This is a genomic window from Bradyrhizobium sp. MI1.3, assembly GCF_055811695.1.
Genome location: NZ_JBVVPQ010000011.1, coordinates 44,221 through 58,211, shown reverse-complemented (window position 1 = coordinate 58,211; position 13,991 = coordinate 44,221). Strand labels below are relative to the sequence as shown.

11 protein-coding genes and 1 pseudogene are annotated in these 13,991 nt (G+C 65.6%); 5 read left to right on the top strand and 7 right to left on the bottom strand.

What is annotated here, in order from left to right; all coding sequences use genetic code 11:
- The first annotated feature begins 66 nt into the window (after window positions 1–66).
- Window positions 67–651: a DUF1349 domain-containing protein gene (locus AC0L3A_RS10485; protein WP_473254362.1), complete on the top strand. Its 585-nt coding sequence runs from the start codon at window positions 67–69 to the stop codon at window positions 649–651.
- Window positions 652–835: 184 nt separating this feature from the next.
- On the opposite strand, the gene AC0L3A_RS10480 is transcribed toward AC0L3A_RS10485, so the two are convergent.
- From AC0L3A_RS10480 to AC0L3A_RS10455, 6 genes and pseudogenes are all read right to left on the bottom strand, one after another.
- Window positions 836–1,984 carry an amidohydrolase gene (locus AC0L3A_RS10480; RefSeq protein ID WP_219685140.1) on the bottom strand — a complete coding sequence of 383 codons (1,149 nt, stop codon included), beginning with the start codon at window positions 1,982–1,984 and terminating at the stop codon, window positions 836–838.
- 266 nt (window positions 1,985–2,250) lie between these two features.
- Window positions 2,251–3,339: a mandelate racemase/muconate lactonizing enzyme family protein gene (locus tag AC0L3A_RS10475; RefSeq protein WP_473254315.1), complete on the bottom strand. Its 1,089-nt coding sequence runs from the start codon at window positions 3,337–3,339 to the stop codon at window positions 2,251–2,253.
- Between the two features lie 115 nt (window positions 3,340–3,454).
- Entirely contained in the window at window positions 3,455–4,648 is a 1,194-nt protein-coding gene (locus tag AC0L3A_RS10470; protein WP_473254314.1) for a M20/M25/M40 family metallo-hydrolase, read from the bottom strand.
- A 137-nt stretch (window positions 4,649–4,785) separates the two neighbouring features.
- Window positions 4,786–5,145, bottom strand: coding sequence for a Rid family hydrolase (locus AC0L3A_RS10465; protein ID WP_246649460.1), 360 nt, complete (start codon window positions 5,143–5,145; stop codon window positions 4,786–4,788).
- A gap of 108 nt (window positions 5,146–5,253) precedes the next feature.
- Window positions 5,254–6,081, bottom strand: a complete 828-nt coding sequence (locus AC0L3A_RS10460) for a PhzF family phenazine biosynthesis protein (protein WP_473254313.1) — start codon at window positions 6,079–6,081, stop codon at window positions 5,254–5,256.
- A gap of 31 nt (window positions 6,082–6,112) precedes the next feature.
- Window positions 6,113–7,349: pseudogene (locus AC0L3A_RS10455) on the bottom strand (MFS transporter).
- Between the two features lie 111 nt (window positions 7,350–7,460).
- On the opposite strand from AC0L3A_RS10455, the gene xylB reads away from it, so the two are divergent.
- The 4 genes from xylB (at window position 7,461) to AC0L3A_RS10435 (ending at window position 12,740) form a co-directional block, all read left to right on the top strand.
- A complete protein-coding gene (xylB, locus tag AC0L3A_RS10450; RefSeq protein ID WP_473254361.1) occupies window positions 7,461–8,906 on the top strand; it encodes a xylulokinase in 1,446 nt (481 codons plus the stop codon).
- A gap of 210 nt (window positions 8,907–9,116) precedes the next feature.
- Window positions 9,117–10,646 (top strand): sugar ABC transporter ATP-binding protein, encoded by a 1,530-nt coding sequence (locus tag AC0L3A_RS10445; RefSeq protein ID WP_219685135.1) that lies wholly within the window; start codon window positions 9,117–9,119, stop codon window positions 10,644–10,646.
- A complete protein-coding gene (locus tag AC0L3A_RS10440) occupies window positions 10,639–11,694 on the top strand; it encodes an ABC transporter permease subunit (protein ID WP_354127295.1) in 1,056 nt (351 codons plus the stop codon). The genes AC0L3A_RS10445 and AC0L3A_RS10440 overlap by 8 nt, the downstream gene beginning before the upstream one ends.
- A gap of 98 nt (window positions 11,695–11,792) precedes the next feature.
- Window positions 11,793–12,740: an ABC transporter substrate-binding protein gene (locus tag AC0L3A_RS10435; protein ID WP_473254312.1), complete on the top strand. Its 948-nt coding sequence runs from the start codon at window positions 11,793–11,795 to the stop codon at window positions 12,738–12,740.
- A gap of 268 nt (window positions 12,741–13,008) precedes the next feature.
- Here the strand turns inward: AC0L3A_RS10435 and AC0L3A_RS10430 are convergent, their stop codons facing one another.
- Window positions 13,009–13,983, bottom strand: coding sequence for an alpha/beta hydrolase family protein (locus AC0L3A_RS10430; RefSeq protein WP_219685132.1), 975 nt, complete (start codon window positions 13,981–13,983; stop codon window positions 13,009–13,011).
- Between the last annotated feature and the right edge of the window lie 8 nt (window positions 13,984–13,991).

Sequence of the window (13,991 nt, the reverse complement as noted above, 5' to 3'; positions counted from 1 at the left end):
ATCGCGATGTCGGGCCGAAACCCGAAAGCTCGTCGAGACCATCACATGGTTTGCATCGAGGTTGAAATGATACTTGGCAGATCTGACGGCATTTGGCTGAATGAGCCGAAACAATGGACCGAGGAGGGCAACAGCCTTGAAGTGGTCACTGACAATGCCACCGACTTCTGGCGCGAGACTCATTACGGCTTTATCCGCGACAACGGACATTTTCTCGGGTTTCTGGCCGGGGATGCCTTCACGGCCGAGTTGCGGGTGCGAGGTAATTTCCAAGCGCTCTACGATCAAGCCGGCATCATGGTGCGCGTAGACGCTAATCGCTGGCTTAAGGCCGGAATCGAATTTGCGGACGGACGGGCCATGCTTTCGAGCGTATTGACGGATGGGCGGTCGGACTGGGCAACAGCACCCTATGAGCACGACGCACGTGACTTCCGATTGCGGGTAACCGTTGCTCATGGCGTTCTTCGTGTGCAAGCTTCGAACGATGGCAAGGTTTGGCCTCTCATGAGGCTTGCGCCGTTTGCCAAGAAATCTTCCTATCTTGTTGGACCGATGGCTTGCACGCCGGAGCGGGCCGGGCTGGAAGTGGCTTTTTCGGAGTTTCGGATGACGGCGCCGCTCGGCAAGGACCTTCACGATCTAGAATGAGGCTGCTGGCGCGGCCGGAGGCAGCGCTGAAGTCTGAAGTCGCCCATCGCCGTCGGTTGGCGCATTGCAGCGGCAGGTGTGGAGTCGGGGTAGGGCAGAAGCCGTTGCCCGGTGCAGACCGCCGCCTTTGACCCGTCGGAAGCATGGCGGGCATCAAGTGCAGTATCATTCACGGATGCACAGTCTAGTTCGAAGCCAGCGCCGCCTTGGCGACTTCCGCCATCCAGCCCGATGCGACCGGCAGGATCGCGTCGTTGAAATCATAGCGCGGGCCGTGCAGCTCGGCGCCGTCGCGCAATTCGCCATTGCCGATCCAGACGAAGGCGCCGGGGCGCCGCGAGAGAAAGTGGGCGAAATCCTCGCCTGCCATGCTGGGCGCGAGGTCGCGCCGCAGCTCGGCCCGTACCTTGTCCGCGGCGAGGCGGGCGAGATCCGCCTCGGCCGGCGTGTTGATCACGACGCCGACGCCCATGACGATCTCGGGCGTCACCTTGACGCCGAAGCTCGTGGCAATCCCGGCGCAGATCTGTTCGATCCGCGCCACGACGGTGTCCTTCACCGCATCGCGATGGTAGCGCAGCGTGCCGCCGATCGAGACGCGTCCGGCGATTTGGTTGCGTGCCGTGCCGCCTTCGAGCGTACAGAGCGAGAGCACGGCGGTGTCGAGCGGATCGACGCTGCGCGAGACGATCGATTGCAGCGCCACGATCAAATGGCCGGCCGCCATCACCGGATCGCGCGTCAAATGCGGCATGCCGGCGTGACCGGCATGGCCATCGATGGTGATGGTGATGCGCCCGCCGGAGGCCATGACGACGCCGTCATGGACCGCGATGGTGCCGGCGGCAAGCCCCGGCCAGTTGTGAAAACCGAACACCCGCTCCATTGGAAAGCGCTCGAACAGCCCGGCCGCGACCATCGCACGCGAGCCGCCATAACCTTCCTCGGCCGGCTGGAAGATGAAATCAACCGTCCCGCTCCAGCTGGTGTCGGCGGCAAGCAGCGCGGCGGCGCCGAGCAGCGAAGCGGTATGTCCGTCATGGCCGCAGGCATGCATCACACCGGGATTTTGCGAAGCGTAAGCTAGCCCCGTATCTTCGGTGATCGGCAGCGCATCCATGTCGGCGCGCAGGCCGACGCGGCCCTGTGCAGCCCCTCGCGTGAGGGTCGCGACGATGCCGTGACCGCCAACGCCTGACACAAAGGGAATGCCAAGTTCGGTGAGCTTGTCTTGCACGAAAGCGGCGGTGGCTTTCTCCTGGAGGGACAGTTCGGGATGCGCATGCAAATGCCGGCGCCACGCCGTCAGTTTCTGGTGCAGCTCGGGGGTCAAGGCGGGAATCTCTCGGCTTGTGTGTCGGCATCGACACCATAGCCGAATAACCGCAGCTTGCATCAAGCGTCAGCGAATGCCTCGCGTGCAGCAACGCGTTAGTGATTGCCGGGGCAGATCGACTGCGCTCCACTTCACCTCTCCCGCTTGCGGGAGAGGCCGGGAGAGGGCTCGATCGTCATTGGGGATCTCACTGCGGAGACACCCTCTCCCCAACCCTCTCCCGCAAGCGGCAGAGGGGTCGCACTCGCGGCCGTGGCTCCGCGCTACGCCGACAGCTTCGCCAGCCCATCCCAGTCGAAGCTGATGCCGTGGCCGATACGGTCCGGCGCGAGCGCCAGCCCGTCCTGCAGCATCAGCGGATGCTCGATATATTTGTCGAGCCCAAAACCGTGCGCCTCCAGATACGACCGGTTCGGGCAGGCTGCGAGCAGGTGCACGGTGATGTCGTGCGCGCCGTGGCTGGTGACGGGCAGGTTGAACGCTTCCGCCAGCCGCGCGATCTTCATGAAGGCGGAGACGCCACCGCAATTGGTGACGTCAGGCTCGGGATAGGACACCGCGCCTGCGACGATGTAGTTCTTGAACTCCCACAGCGAACGCAAATTCTCGCCCGCCGCGATCGGCACGCCGCCGGCCTGCATGATGCGGGCGTGGCCCGCGACGTCGTCGGGAATGATCGGCTCCTCGAGCCAGGTGAGGTCGTAGGGTTGGAACGCGCGGGCGGCGCGGATCGCTTCCTCGACCGTCCATTTCATGTTGGCATCCACCATCAGCGGAAAGCCGTCGCCGAGATGCTGCCGCATCGCCGCGACCCGGGCGACATCTGATTTGAGATCGGGGCGGCCGGCCTTCATCTTGATGGCGCGAAAGCCCTTGGCGAGATTGCCGTCGGTCTGCTTGAGCAGAGCCTCGACCGAGAGATCGAGGTCGATGCCGCCGGCATAGCAGGGCACGCGCGCATCGAAGCCGCCGAGCAATCGATACAGCGGCAATTTCGCGCGCCGCGCCTTCAAATCCCACAGCGCGATGTCGAGCGCCGAGAGTGCCAGCACCGCCGGCCCGCCGCGCCCGCCATAATGCAGCGCCCACCAGACCTGATGCCAGATCGCTTCGGTATCATCGGCTTCGCGGCCCTCGACCAGCGGCGGGATTTCGCGCTTGAGGATGTCGGCGACGGCGCCGCCATTGCGCCCGACCGTGTAGGTGTAGCCGACGCCCTCGGCGCCATCGGCATCGCGGATGCGGCAGGTGATCAGCTCGAACGCGGCGATGTCGCCATGGGTCGAGTCGGAGAGCATGACGGGGAGGGGGATCCGGTAGAATCCGGTCTCGATGGTCGAAATGCGCGGCATGCAGCCTCCCTTATTTTTTTCTTGTAGGATGGGTAGAGCGCAGCGAAACCCATCATCGTCATCTTCGCAAGTAGCGATGGGTTTCGCTGCGCTCTACCCATCCTACGAAGTTAGCTCACCGCATCGTTGCGAGCTGCACGGCCAGCGCGCAGGCGCGATCGTATTCGTCGAGATTGATCCACTCGTCGATGGTGTGCGCCTCGTTCTGGCCGGCGCCGAAGGTCACGGTTGGAACGCCGTGGCGGACCATCCAGTTGGCATCGAGGCCGCCATTGGCGGTGCGCACGTTCGGGGTGCCGCCGATGGCGGACACGGCCTCGACCGCGCGTTTGACGACGGGAAGGTTGTCCTTCATGCGGAACGGGAAATAATCGGTCTCGGCCTTGAACTTGACCTTGCCGGACTTGCCTTGCGCATTGGTGACTCTCTTGGCGGCCTTCTCGAACGCGGCTTTGTAGGCTTTCGTGATCTCCTTGAAGAACTTTCCGTCGTGGCTGCGGCTTTCGCCGCGCACATGCACGTAGTCGGTGACGACATTGGTGGCGTCGCCCGCAGACCGCCCCTCGCCGCCGGTGACGGGGCCGACATTGCTGGTGCCTTGCTGCTTGCGCTTGACCACCTTGCCGAACCAGCCGCCGGCCTTCACGTCGGCGAGCGCGAGGGCCATGATCATGGTCGATGAAATGCCGCGCTCCGGCGCGACGCCGGCATGCGAGGCGCGGCCGAAGATCTCGACGGTCCAGCGGTCGGCACCCACAGCGCCGATGACGACGTTGGAGGCCGAGCCGCCGTCATAGTTGAACGCCATCACCGGCGAGCCGAGCTCGTCGAGATTGACGTGGCGCGCGCCGTAGAGCCCGCTCTCCTCGCGCACGCAGAACAGCAACGTGATCGGCGGATGATCGAGCTGCTGCTTCTCGAGCTCGGCCGCCAGCGTCACCAGCACGCCGCAGCCGCAGCGATTGTCGCCGCCGAGTGCGGTCTTGGCCTCGTTGACGATCTTGCGACCCGACTTCTTCGGCCTGGCGCCGGCGCAGAGCGGTACGGTGTCCATGTGGGTCATGAACATGATGCGCGGCTGGTTGTGCAGCGCGCCGCGGCCGGGCAGATCGACGATGAGGTTGCCGGTCTCGGTCGGCACCGGAATGCGCGTATTGGCGTCATCGAGCCGGATCGCCTTCGCCGGTACGCCGCTTTCCTTCAGCGCAGCCGTGAGCTCACGCCCGATCGCCGCCTCCTGTCCGGTGACGCCCTCGACGGCGAGAAAGCGCATGAGGCGGTCGGTGGCGGCTTTGGTGTCGACAGGCATGAGATGTCCCTTTGATGCACGGTGCCTGCCAGCATCCCCTGCGGCAACTTGTTTCGCAAGGCGGCCTCAACGCATGAACTGTGGCGCCGCGTTGCTGTGCGCGCATGGTCCCAGAACCAACCGCTATTCCCGTCCGATCAGTCGTGCACGATGGCCGTCGCCTCTATTTCGACACGAGCCCGGGCGGGGGTTAAAGCGGCTACCTGAACGAGCGTGCTTGCCGGACGCGTCGCCCCGAATGTTTCGCGATGGGCGCGAGCGACTTGGTGTGTGTCCGCCATATCGAGAACGTAGACGACTGTTCTCACCACGTGCCGCAGCTCCGCTCCAGCATCTGCAAGCGCCTCGGCGACTATCGCGATTGCGCCCAGCATCTGTATGTACGCATCCCCTTCGAGTGCTGGAGGACGAGCCGTCGTTCCGGAGACGAAGACATGGTCCCCGACACGGACGGCACGCGCATAGCCGTAGCTGTCCTCAAAAGGATAGCCGGACATGACGCTTTTCCTGATCAAAACGATTTCCCACGTCTGCATCTACGACATCAGCACGCCTTCCGCACCGGATGTCTGCGAATTGACATCCTCCTGCCGGGACTTCGCCGGCTACATCTGCCGGGCCGCCCCGGAGACCCGGATGCTCGCGCCGGGTTCGGCGCTGATCTCGGCACGCAGCCGCGACGGCACGCCCATGTCCTCGCCCTGAACGATATCAATCGTGCCGCCATGAGGCCAGCCAAGGTCCCGCAGATATCCGGCGAGGGCCGCGGCCGCGGCGCCTGTCGCGGCATCCTCGTAGACCCCGCCGGCTGCGAATGGATTGCGGGCGTGGAACAGCGTGTCGGTCTCGGCATGGACGAGGCTGATGGTGACGAGGCCGGCTGCAGTCATCAACTGCCGCCCTTGCTCCAAGTCATAATGCATCGCGGCCAGCTTCTGCCGGCTCGCCAGGGCCAGGACGAGATGCAGGGCGCCGGCCTCGGCGATCGCGGGAGGTAGGCGCGGGTCGAGATCGGCAACGCTGTACGAAAACAGGCCCAGCGCGGCCGCGACCAGTGCGTCGGGCGCCTGCGCGCTGCGCGTGCGCGGCGATTGCAGCGCCGCCATCAGTGCGGACTGCTTCCGCCAGCCTGTCACCGTGATCGCTGTGTCGTTGAGCTGGAGCGCGAAGGTGCCTTCGCCATGGGCAAGGGCGAGCGCGGCCCCGAGCGCGATCGTTGCATGGCCGCAGAACGGCACCTCGATCTCGGGGGCGAAGTAGCGTACCCGCCAGCCATCCTGGTTTGGCGCGGCGAAGACCGTCTCCGAATACCCGACCTCCGCCGCGATCGCCAGCATCCGGTCGGCCGGAGGCAGCGCGTCGCAGAGTACGACCCCGGCAGGGTTGCCCCCGTTCTCTCCTTGCGAAAAAGCGGCGATCCGCTGCACGTCCATTCGTCCCTCCAGAAGACCAGGAACTCCGAGCCTACCGGTTTTGGACGGTCCGCGTATAGGCCAGAAAGATGAGCGTACCGAACAGAAGCATGGCTGCCATGAACAACAGCACCGCCGGCAGTCCCGCGAACGCGGCCACCGCGCCGGTGATCGACTGCATCAGCGCCGCGCCGAGGAAGAAGGCGAGATTGATCGCCGAGAGCGCCTTGCCTGCCGAGCTGCCGCGACATGCCGAACAGCAGCGGCTGTGCCGAGGTCGCCAAGCCAATGAGCACGAACAGTACGAGGTCGTATTGCGGCGGCATCACGGGAAGGCCGAGCAGCATCGAGACGGCATAGTGCGGCGCCCCTAACGCCATCAGCGCTAGCAGCAATGCGCCGGCCAGGTGTGTTCCCGCCACCAGCGCGCGGCGGCGTCCGAGCCTGCGGTCGATCATGCCGACGAGAAGCGGACCTGCAATCATCGCCAGCGTGAACGCGCCGAGCTGGTTGCCGGCCTCGACCCGCGACAATCCCTTGACCTGCATCAGCCACGGCCCGCCCCACAGGCCGCGCAGCACCAGCGAGGTCGCAAGCGACACCAGCGCCAGCGCGATCAGGCCGCGCAAGGGGCGCGACAATCCGAGCCTGAGCACCTCGATCATCTGCGACAGCGGCGAGGATTCGTCCTTGTGCTCGGCCGGCTGGTTCGGCACCAGCAGGAACACCGCGAGCGCCACGGCGACGCCGCCGAGCGCCGAGATCCAGAACCCGGCGCGCCAGCCGTAGGTGTCGACCACGAAGGCGAGCGGGCTCGACGACAACAGCATGCCGATATTGCCGATCGAGAGGATCGCGCCCGACCAAAGCCCGAAGCGGGCGGCCGACAATTGCTTGGCCGCCAATGTCATCGGGCACATCAGCATGCCGGAGGTGGCAACGCCCAGCAGCACCTGACCGACCGCGAAGCTTTCGGGGCCCGTTGCGAATCCCGATGCGATGGCGCCGACCACGGTTCCCGCGAGCAGGCTCAGCGACACCGGCCGCACGCCAAAGCGGTCCATCGCCGCACCGACCGGGATCTGCGCGGCCGCAAACGCGAACGGGTAGACCGAGGTGAGGCTCGCCAGCGCCTGCGGTTCGATGCCGAAATCCGCCGCCATCAAATCGAGGCTGACCGCCGGAATGGTGCGCAGTAAGGTCGAGAGCATGTGCCCGCAGGCGAGCGCAAGCAGCGCAAAGATCAGCGCGCGGGTGGCTCCCGCGTCGTTGGTGGCGGCGGTGGTCATGGGCGTTGCGTCCCGAGAAGGTTTCGGGTGGGGTTACATGATTGACGGGTGCGTGCCAACATCGGGAACGCCATGGCCGCAATGTCATGGATGCACAAGGCAAGTGACATCATGTATCTCGGCATCGACCTCGGCACCTCTGCCGTCAAAACCGTTCTGGTCGACGACGCGCAGCGCGTGGTGGCGAGCCGCAGCCGGTCGCTGACGGTCTCTTCGCCGCGTTCCGGCCATTGCGAGCAGGACCCGGCGCAGTGGATCGAGGCCACATTTGCGACGCTGGACGCGCTGAAGGCAGATCACGCGCGCGAACTGGCCGCGGTCGAGGGCATCGGCCTGTCCGGCCAGATGCACGGCGCGACGCTGCTCGACGCCAGCCACACGCCGTTGCGGCCCTGCATTCTCTGGAATGACGGACGGTCGTTTGCGGAATGCGCTGAGCTGGAGCGGCGCTGGCCCGCCTTGCGAATGACGACAGGCAACAAGGCGATGCCGGGATTCACGGCGCCAAAATTGCTGTGGGTCGCGCGGCATGAACCGGAGATCTTCGCGGCGACAAAACTCGTGCTGCAACCAAAAGCCTATCTGCGCCTGGTGCTGACGGGCGAGGCGATCGAGGATGTCTCGGACGCCTCGGGTTCGCTGTGGCTCGATGTTGTCAGCCGCGATTGGTCGGATGAGGGGCTTGCCACGACCGCGCTGTCGCGCCGGCAGATGCCGCGTCTGGTCGAGGGCTGCGCGCCGGCGGCACGGCTGCGAGGCGAGTTGGCGCAGCGCTGGGGCATGACCGGGCGGCCGATGCTCGCCGGCGGGGCCGGCGACAATCCGGCGGGAGCCGTCGGCATCGGCGCCATCAATCCCGGCGCAGCCTTCATTTCGCTCGGAACCTCCGGCGCATTGCTGGTGCCCACCGAGACGATCGCGGCCAATCCGGAGCGGGTCGTGCACACGTTCTGTCACGCCGTCCCCGACAGGTGGATACAAGCCGGCGCGATCCTCTCGGCGGCCTCGTGCCTGGCCTGGATCGCGCGGCTGTTGGGGACTTCCGAGGCCGACCTGCTGGCGCCGCTCGGGTGCCGCCCGCGGGCGCCGTCGCAGGTCAGCTTCCTGCCGTACCTCTCCGGCGAACGCACCCCGCACGATGATCCGGATGTGCGCGGCATGCTCGACGGGCTCAGTCACGCCACCGATCGTGATGCGATCGTGCAAGCCGTGCTCGAAGGCGTCGCCTTCGCGCTGGCGGATTGCCGGGACGTCCTTGCCGAGACCGGATTGGCGATCGCGGAGGCGGATGTCATCGGCGGCGGCTCGCGGTCGCGGTTCTGGCCTGCAGTGCTGGCCAATGTCCTGAACGTGCCGGTGCACCGCTTTGCCGACGGCGAGACGGGCGCGGCGTTTGGTGCGGCGCGGCTTGGCCGCCTCGCCGTCACCGGGGAGGCGATTGATGCCGTCTGCACTGCACCACGGCGCGTCGAGACCTTCGAGCCTGAGCCCGCGCTTGCGCAGGCCTATGCCGAGCGGCTTCCGCAATGGCGCCGCCTGTACCGGCCGCGGCGCTGATCGCGATACGCGATGATGTGGCGAAGAAAAGGCATCACGCGCGGGATCGGTTCCGTCTGCAAAAGATAAAAGCAGCGCCGGACCGTTCGTCGGCATGCGTGAGGTATTGCCCTGCGCCACAACCTTTTGTTTAATGCTTGCACCCGCGCCAGGGACCAACGAGACGCGGGTGAGATTGCGATGCCGCCGTCGGCGCATCGGGGAGGTGTGATGAGCGAGCCCATCCTCGAGATGCGCCGGGTCTCTAAATCGTTCTTCAGCATCAAGGCGCTGCGCGACGTCGACCTCACCGTCTACGCGGGCGAGATCCACGCTTTGATGGGCGAGAACGGCGCCGGCAAATCCACCCTGATGAAGATCCTGTCGGGCGCCTACCGGCCGGACCCGGGCAGCGAAATCCGCATCGACGGCCAGCCCGTGCAGATCAGCGGTCCGCTCGGCGGCCGCGCGGCCGGCATCGCGATCATCTATCAGGAACTCTCGCTCGCCCCCAATCTGAGCGTCGCGGAGAACATCTATCTCGGTCGCGAGGTCTCCCGCGGCGGCTTGCTGGCGCGCGAGGCGATGCAGGCCGGCGTCGGTCCGATCCTGGCGCGGCTCGGCGCGGATTTCACGCCGCAGACGCAGGTCGCCAATCTCTCGATGGGCCAGCGCCAACTGGTCGAGATCGCGCGCGCGCTGCACGCCCGCTCCAGGATCCTGATCATGGACGAGCCGACCACCGCGCTGTCAGCCGGTGAGAGCGAAAGGTTGTTCGCGCTGATCCGCCAGCTGCGTGCCGAAGGGCTCGCCATCATCTACATCTCGCATCGCATGGATGAGGTCTATGCGCTCGGCGACCGCGTCACGGTGCTGCGTGACGGCACGCTGGTCGGTTCGCTCGACAAGGGCGACATCCGCGCCGACACCATCGTCCGGATGATGGTGGGTCGCGACGTCTCCTCCTTCTACAAGAAGGAGCATGATCCCAGGAATGATGCGCGGTCGGGAGCTCCCGTGCTCGCGGCCGTCGACATCGCCGACGGCAGGCGCGTCAAGGGATGTTCGCTGACGGTGCATGCGGGCGAGGTCGTCGGCCTTGCCGGCCTGGTCGGCGCCGGCCGCACCGAGCTTGCGCACCTCATCATCGGCGCCGCGCCGATGATCTCCGGTCATGTCGAGATCGAGGGGCGCACGGTCTCGATCCGCACGCCCGGTGAGGCGCTGGATGCCGGCATTGCCTATCTCACCGAGGACAGGAAGGCGCTCGGCCTGTTCCTCGACATGTCCTGCCTCGACAACATCAATCTCGCGGTGCTCGGCCGGGATGCGAAATTCGGCGGCATCCTCGACCGCGACAAGGCCCGCGACCGCGCCAAACGCGCGTTTGCGGGGCTCGGCATCCGTGCTGCGAATGTCGCTGTTCCCGCCGGCGGGCTCTCCGGCGGCAACCAGCAGAAAGTGCTGCTGTCGCGGCTGCTCGCGATCGGCCCGAAAATCCTGATCCTCGACGAGCCGACGCGCGGCGTCGACGTCGGCGCCAAGTCCGAGATCTATTCGATCATCGACAATCTCGCGAAGTCGGGCACCGCGGTTCTCGTCATCTCGTCCGACCTGCCCGAGATCATCGGCATCTGCGACCGCGTCATCGTGATGCGCGCGGGACATATCGCCGGGCAGATCCGGCGCAACGCGACATCGCCGCTCAGCCAGGAGGACATCATGGCCCTCGCCACCGGAACGGAGCAGCTCGATGCCTGAGAACGGCGCTTCCTCCAGCACCGCCCCCGCCAAAGCCGTCCCCGTCGCGCCCGGTCTTGCCGCCGCGCAGGAGACGAAGCGGCAGCGGACGCGGATGATCATTCGCGCGGTCGGCATGCTGCCGGTGCTGCTGCTGCTGTGCATCGGTTTTCACGTGCTGTCGGACGGCCGCTTCTTCACCGGCCAGAACATCGGCATCGTGGTGCAGCAGTCCGCGGTCAATACCGTACTGGCCGCAGGCATGACCTTCGTCATCCTCACCGGCGGCATCGACCTGTCGGTCGGCTCCATCCTGGCGGCGTCGGCGATGGCCGGGCTGATCATCTCCAAATTCCCCGATCTCGGGGTGCTGTGGTTGCCGGCCGCGGTGCTCACCGGCGCCGTCTTCGGCATTCTCAATGGCGGCTTGATTGCGCTGTTGCGCCTGCCGCCCTTCATCGTCACGCTGGGGTCGTTGACCGCCGTGCGCGGCGCGGCGCGGCTGCTCGGCGCCGACACCACGGTGTTCAATCCGTCGATCCCCTATGCTTTCATCGGCAACGGCGCCTTGACCCTCATTCCCGGCGTATTGTCGATTCCCTGGCTCTGGGTGATCGCGTTGCTGGTCATCCTGGTGTCGTGGCTGGTGCTCAAGCGCACCGTGCTCGGCGTCCACATCTACGCGGTCGGCGGCAACGAGAGCGCGGCGCGACTCGCCGGCATCAAGGTCTGGGCCGTGCTGATCTTCGTCTATGGCGTGTCCGGCCTGCTCGCGGGCCTCGGCGGCGCGATGCAGGCGGCGCGGCTCTACGCCGCCAATGGCCTGCAGCTCGGCCAGTCCTACGAGCTCGACGCCATCACCGCCGTGATCCTGGGCGGCACCTCCTTCGTCGGCGGCATCGGCTCGATCTGGGGAACGCTGGTCGGCGCGCTGATCATTGCTGTGTTGTCGAACGGCCTGATCCTGATCGGCGTATCCGACGTCTGGCAATACGTGATCAAGGGCCTGGTGATCATCGGCGCGGTCGCGCTGGACCGCTATCGGCTGCAGGGCTCGGCCCGCACGTGAGCGCGGAAAAAATGCCGTGGGCGCTGCAGCGTCATGTTCATTTCGTCACGGCAACTGGTCGCCGTGCCGGAGCTTCAAACAGACCAGGGAGGAAGCCAATGTTGAAGTCGATCTCGTTTGCCGGCGCCGCGATGGCGCTCGTCCTGAGCTCCGCGCCGTCTTTCGCGAAGGAGCTCAAGTCGATCGGCGTTTCCTTGGGCTCGCTCGGCAATCCGTTCTTCGTCGCATTGTCGAAGGGCGCCGAATTCGAGGCCAAGAAGACCAACCCCAACGTGAAGATCACCACCGTCGGCTTCGAATATGACCTCGGCAAGCAGGTCACCCAGATCGACAATTTCATCGCCGCCGGCGTCGACCTGATCCTGCTCAACCCCGGCGATCCCAAGGCGGTCGGCCCGGCGATCAAGAAGGCGCAGGCCGCCGGCATCGTCGTCGTTGCCGTCGACACCGCGGCCGAAGGCGCCGACGCCACGGTGACCACCAACAACGTCCAGGCCGGCGAGATCTCCTGCCAGTACATCGTCGACAAGCTGGGAGGCAAAGGCGACGTCATCATCGAGAACGGCCCGCAGGTCTCCGCGGTGATCGACCGCGTCGTCGGCTGCAAGAACGTGCTCGGCAAGAACCCCGGCATCAAGGTCCTGTCCAACGACCAGGACGGCAAGGGCTCGCGCGAAGGCGGCCTCACGGTGGCGCAGGGCTATCTGACCCGCTTCGCCAAGATCGACGCCATCTTCGCCATCAACGATCCGCAGGCGATCGGCACCGACCTTGCCGCGCGCCAGCAGCAGCGCACCGGCATCATCATCACCGCGGTCGACGGCGCACCGGACATCGAAGCAGCCCTCAAGGATCCGCAGGCGGCGCAGATCCAGGCCTCCGCCTCGCAGGACCCGTTCTTCATGGCCCGCCGCGCCGTGCAGGTCGGCGTCAACATCCTCAACGGCCAGAAGCCGGCGTCCACGGTCGAGCTGCTGCCGTCGAAACTCGTGACGCGCGACAATGTCGGCGAGTACAAGGGCTGGACCTCGGACCGGTCGCAGTAGCGGGCGCGAGACGGCCGGCGCCGGATGTGGCGCTGGCCGGCTTGCGTGGCGTGGTGCTAGCTCGGCATGCAGCGTTTGACCGGGGCTGGGTCGACCGCGCTCTCGTTAGGCTCATGATCTTGAGGTCGCAGGTTCAAATCCTGTCCCTAATCATACCCGCAGACTCAACCACCCGACGTCCGCTTTTCGACACGAAGCGGGCCCCTGGCTTTCAATGCACCAGTTCAGCTTGTGATCCAAAGCGGACACCGGGGTCTATACTGCGCTGCTATAGATTCCGACGCAGGAAGTATCCAATCTCACCCTCGATACGTCGATGGACCGATGCACGGTCGACGCGGGGAGCATCCTTGCAGGCCGCAGGCGCCTCAGCTTCCACCGCGGGAGGGCATGGACCGAAGAATATGAAATGGCCGCCCGGTACGGTCTCCTGTCGAGGCGGATGGGGCAATGCCGCCGCGAGAGCGATGATATTGCCCTCAGCTTTGAGAGCGCTGCTTTCCGCGCGATAGAGGAGCGTCGGCATGTCGACCGATGTTAACCCGTCCCGACCGAACAAGGAACCAAACGGTTCCAACAGGACGAGAGTTTTCACGGCGAGCGCATCCGCCGATCTCTTGCCGACCGCGTTGGCCAAGGAGCCATCGGTCGGCACGCCGTCGCAGGCCATCGGATCGTCTGTCCGGTCTCGGCAATAGGCCGCTAGGTGAGCTAGGCTAGGAGCCCCGCCCGCGACGATCAGCGCGACGGCTCCGCCGTAAGAAAATCCCATCATGCCAAGACGATTAGGATCGGCATGCGTCGCGAAGCGTGGATCGGCCAACATAGCATCAAGAGCCTTGTGGATCTGACGTGGTCGATCTTCGAGAGCTTCGCGAGGGCGCTTGGATCCAGGATGAAACGGCGCGATCACCACAAAACCTTCGCGCGCCAAGGACGTGAGAAGAGCGGCATAAGGGAACGGACTGCCCCCCGCTTTGATCGTTCCCCCACCACCATGCGAGAAGAGGATAACTGGAGAGCGCGTCCCGGAAGCGATCTGCGCATCGCGACTGGCAGTGATTGTGAATGGCCCATCCTGAAAGGAGACTTCGGCCGCGTCTGTCGGATACGCAACCAATGCATCGAACGGGACGGCGTCCTGCACGGTGATGCGCGTGATGCCAGCGCGAAAGCGCTGCGGATCCGCTTGGGCGGATGTGCCCGCGACCAGTAGTGCGAGCACGAGAAACAGGGCACGCATGTGCACAG

Excerpts from the sequence above, each read along its gene's own strand:
- AC0L3A_RS10465 (WP_246649460.1), bottom strand. The coding sequence starts at position 5,145 with ATGTCCGGCTATCCTTTTGAGGACAGCTACGGCTATGCGCGTGCCGTC.
- AC0L3A_RS10430 (WP_219685132.1), bottom strand. The coding sequence starts at position 13,983 with ATGCGTGCCCTGTTTCTCGTGCTCGCACTACTGGTCGCGGGCACATCC.
- AC0L3A_RS10475 (WP_473254315.1), bottom strand. The coding sequence starts at position 3,339 with ATGCCGCGCATTTCGACCATCGAGACCGGATTCTACCGGATCCCCCTC.
- AC0L3A_RS10460 (WP_473254313.1), bottom strand. The coding sequence starts at position 6,081 with ATGGACGTGCAGCGGATCGCCGCTTTTTCGCAAGGAGAGAACGGGGGC.
- xylB (WP_473254361.1), top strand. The coding sequence starts at position 7,461 with ATGTATCTCGGCATCGACCTCGGCACCTCTGCCGTCAAAACCGTTCTG.
- AC0L3A_RS10440 (WP_354127295.1), top strand. The coding sequence starts at position 10,639 with ATGCCTGAGAACGGCGCTTCCTCCAGCACCGCCCCCGCCAAAGCCGTC.
- AC0L3A_RS10470 (WP_473254314.1), bottom strand. The coding sequence starts at position 4,648 with ATGCCTGTCGACACCAAAGCCGCCACCGACCGCCTCATGCGCTTTCTC.
- AC0L3A_RS10435 (WP_473254312.1), top strand. The coding sequence starts at position 11,793 with ATGTTGAAGTCGATCTCGTTTGCCGGCGCCGCGATGGCGCTCGTCCTG.
- AC0L3A_RS10445 (WP_219685135.1), top strand. The coding sequence starts at position 9,117 with ATGAGCGAGCCCATCCTCGAGATGCGCCGGGTCTCTAAATCGTTCTTC.
- AC0L3A_RS10485 (WP_473254362.1), top strand. The coding sequence starts at position 67 with ATGATACTTGGCAGATCTGACGGCATTTGGCTGAATGAGCCGAAACAA.